Origin of the sequence: Helicobacter pylori, from assembly GCF_006439795.1 — a bacterium.
Taxonomy (GTDB): Bacteria; Campylobacterota; Campylobacteria; order Campylobacterales; family Helicobacteraceae; genus Helicobacter; species Helicobacter pylori_CR.
This window is the reverse complement of record NZ_VEYL01000026.1, coordinates 1-4,129: the sequence shown is the minus strand read 5'-3', so window position 1 is coordinate 4,129 and position 4,129 is coordinate 1. Positions and strand designations below refer to the sequence as shown.

General features: G+C 43.5%; 2 rRNA genes. Both read left to right on the top strand.

From position 1 onward, the window contains the following. The first annotated feature begins 744 nt into the window (after positions 1-744). Positions 745-3,632, top strand: a 23S ribosomal RNA gene (locus tag FIM66_RS07880). Positions 3,633-3,867: 235 nt separating this feature from the next. Next, positions 3,868-3,985 (top strand): 5S ribosomal RNA (gene rrf, locus FIM66_RS07875). Positions 3,986-4,129 lie beyond the last annotated feature (144 nt).

The window sequence follows — 4,129 nt, the reverse complement described above, 5'->3', positions numbered from 1 at the left end:
TTGAATGATTGAATGATTGAATGATTGAATGATTGAATGATTGAATGATTGAATGATTGAATGATTGAATGAATGCCATTTCTACCCCTTTTTTGAAAAAAAGATGACCTAGGGTATTGTATCTAGCGGTATTTAATCAATGGTTAATGATGCGTATTTATTTTTTAATGATGATGCGTTTGATTTTATTTAACGATGTGTTTGATTTAATTTAATGATGTGCTTAATCTTAAAGCTTTATTCTCTACCCCCTTTTCCAATCGCTCCCCCATCATTTCCAACCGCTTTTATCCATTTCTTTCAAACTCTCAAATTTCTTTCACATTCCAAAAACTTTAAGCAAACTTTAAGCATTGCATGTCTATAATTACATTTCGTTTTTAAAGACAAGCTTTAAAAAGTTCTTTAATTTGAAACCACTCAAGCAAGTTATAAAAGCTAAAAGCTTTAAATATAAAAATATAAAAGCCCACTAGCTGATAAAACTTGAGCGTTATAAAAAGATTAGGGATCAAGCATTTTTAGTCTTCTTAAAGGGTTTAACATTAAGAGTGATTATAGCAAGTTTTTGAAGAAAAACGAAGTTATTTGATTTAACATTGTTAATAGCCTATGTAAAAGTAAAGTAAAACTACAATAACTCTGTCTTATATTCATTAAGGCAGTGGTAGCGCTGAAGAATATTCGTGCAATTGTCGTTATTCATTATAAAAGGGTGGGTTTTAAAGGATATTTTAAAATTTAAAACAAGCTTTTAAGAGCAGATGGCGGATGCCTTGCCAAAGAGAGGCGATGAAGGACGTACTAGACTGCGATAAGCTATGCGGAGCTGTCAAGGAGCTTTGATGCGTAGATGTCCGAATGGGGCAACCCAACTAATAGAGATGTTAGTTACTCTTTAAATAGAGAGCGAACCTAGTGAAGTGAAACATCTCAGTAACTAGAGGAAAAGAAATCAACGAGATTCCCTAAGTAGTGGCGAGCGAACGGGGAAGAGGGCAAACCGAGTGCTTGCATTCGGGGTTGAGGACTGCAACATCCAAGAGAACGCTTTAGCAGAGTTACCTGGAAAGGTAAGCCATAGAAAGTGATAGCCTTGTATGCGACAAGGCGTTCTTAGGTAGCAGTATCCAGAGTAGGCCAGGACACGAGAAATCCAGGTTGAAGCCGGGGAGACCACTCTCCAACCCTAAATACTACTCTTTGAGCGATAGCGAACAAGTACCGTGAGGGAAAGGTGAAAAGAACCGCAGTGAGCGGAGTGAAATAGAACCTGAAACCATCTGCTTACAATCATTCAGAGCCCTATGATTTATCAGGGTGATGGACTGCCTTTTGCATAATGATCCTGCGAGTTGTGGTATCTGGCAAGGTTAAGCGAATGCGAAGCCGTAGCGAAAGCGAGTCTTAATAGGGCGAACAAGTCAGATGCTGCAGACCCGAAGCTAAGTGATCTATCCATGGCCAAGTTGAAACGCGTGTAATAGCGCGTGGAGGACTGAACTCGTACCCATTGAAACGGGTTGGGATGAGCTGTGGATAGGGGTGAAAGGCCAAACAAACTTAGTGATAGCTGGTTCTCTTCGAAATATATTTAGGTATAGCCTCAAGTGATAATAAAAGGGGGTAGAGCCCTGATTGGGCTAGGGCTGCTCGCCGCGGTACCAAACCCTATCAAACTTCGAATACCTTTTATCGTATCTTGGGAGTCAGGCGGTGGGTGATAAAATCAATCGTCAAAAGGGGAACAACCCAGACTACCAAATAAGGTCCCTAAGTTCTATTCTGAGTGGAAAAAGATGTGTGGCTACTCAAACAACCAGGAGGTTGGCTTAGAAGCAGCCATCCTTTAAAGAAAGCGTAACAGCTCACTGGTCTAGTGGTCATGCGCTGAAAATATAACGGGGCTAAGATAGACACCGAATTTGTAGATTGTGTTTAACACAGTGGTAGAAGAGCGTTCATACCAGCGTTGAAGGTATACCGGTAAGGAGTGCTGGAGCGGTATGAAGTGAGCATGCAGGAATGAGTAACGATAAGATATATGAGAATTGTATCCGCCGTAAATCTAAGGTTTCCTACGCGATGGTCGTCATCGTAGGGTTAGTCGGGTCCTAAGCCGAGTCCGAAAGGGGTAGGTGATGGCAAATTGGTTAATATTCCAATACCGACTATGGAGCGTGATGGGGGGACGCATAGGGTTAAGCGAGCTAGCTGATGGAAGTGCTAGTCTAAGGGCGTAGATTGGAGGGAAGGCAAATCCACCTCTGTATTTGAAACCCAAACAGGCTCTTTGAGTCCTTTTAGGACAAAGGGAGAATCGCTGATACCGTCGTGCCAAGAAAAGCCTCTAAGCATATCCATAGTCGTCCGTACCGCAAACCGACACAGGTAGATGAGATGAGTATTCTAAGGCGCGTGAAAGAACTCTGGTTAAGGAACTCTGCAAACTAGCACCGTAAGTTCGCGATAAGGTGTGCCGCAGCAATGCGGTCTCAGCAAAGAGTCCCTCCCGACTGTTTACCAAAAACACAGCACTTTGCCAACTCGTAAGAGGAAGTATAAGGTGTGACGCCTGCCCGGTGCTCGAAGGTTAAGAGGATGCGTCAGTCGCAAGATGAAGCGTTGAATTGAAGCCCGAGTAAACGGCGGCCGTAACTATAACGGTCCTAAGGTAGCGAAATTCCTTGTCGGTTAAATACCGACCTGCATGAATGGCGTAACGAGATGGGAGCTGTCTCAACCAGAGATTCAGTGAAATTGTAGTGGAGGTGAAAATTCCTCCTACCCGCGGCAAGACGGAAAGACCCCGTGGACCTTTACTACAACTTAGCACTGCTAATGGGAATATCATGCGCAGGATAGGTGGGAGGCTTTGAAGTAAGGGCTTTGGCTCTTATGGAGCCATCCTTGAGATACCACCCTTGATGTTTCTGTTAGCTAACTGGCCTGTGTTATCCACAGGCAGGACAATGCTTGGTGGGTAGTTTGACTGGGGCGGTCGCCTCCTAAAAAGTAACGGAGGCTTGCAAAGGTTGGCTCATTGCGGTTGGAAATCGCAAGTTGAGTGTAATGGCACAAGCCAGCCTGACTGTAAGACATACAAGTCAAGCAGAGACGAAAGTCGGTCATAGTGATCCGGTGGTTCTGTGTGGAAGGGCCATCGCTCAAAGGATAAAAGGTACCCCGGGGATAACAGGCTGATCTCCCCCAAGAGCTCACATCGACGGGGAGGTTTGGCACCTCGATGTCGGCTCATCGCATCCTGGGGCTGGAGCAGGTCCCAAGGGTATGGCTGTTCGCCATTTAAAGCGGTACGCGAGCTGGGTTCAGAACGTCGTGAGACAGTTCGGTCCCTATCTGCCGTGGGCGTAGGAAAGTTGAGGAGAGCTGTCCCTAGTACGAGAGGACCGGGATGGACGTGTCACTGGTGCACCAGTTGTTCTGCCAAGAGCATCGCTGGGTAGCTACACACGGATGTGATAACTGCTGAAAGCATCTAAGCAGGAAGCCAACTCCAAGATGAACTTTCCCTGAAGCTCGCACAAAGACTATGTGCTTGATAGGGTAGATGTGTAAGCGCAGCAATGCGTTTAGCTGACTACTACTAATAGAGCGTTTGGCTTGTTTTTTGCTTTTTGATAAGATAACGGCAATAAGCGCGAATGAGTTACCACTGCCTTACTGAGTGTAAGAGAGTTGGAGTTTTATGAAGACTTTTATAGGGTTAAACTTTAATGAGGAATGAGAGACTATCCATTCTTTTTAAAGTTAAGGGCTATTAACTATCTTCTTTGTTAAAAACAGCTCCCTATAAAGAGAAAGGGGAGTTAAGGGTAAATGCGTTTTTATCTTTAGCTCCCTTTTCCTTGTGCCTTTAGAGAAGAGGAACTACCCAGTTAACCATTCCGAACCTGGAAGTCAAGCTCTTCATCGCTGATAATACTGCTCTTTCCAAGAGTGGGAATGTAGGTCGGTGCAGGGATAGGGAAATGTTTTTTTAGTCTTGCTTTTTATTTGATTTCATTATTGATTATATTTTAGTGCTTTATTTTTCTGTTGCTTTTTTCATTTCTTTTATTTTTAGTTGTTTTGGTTTGTGGTTTATTGTTTTGTTGTTTTATTGTTT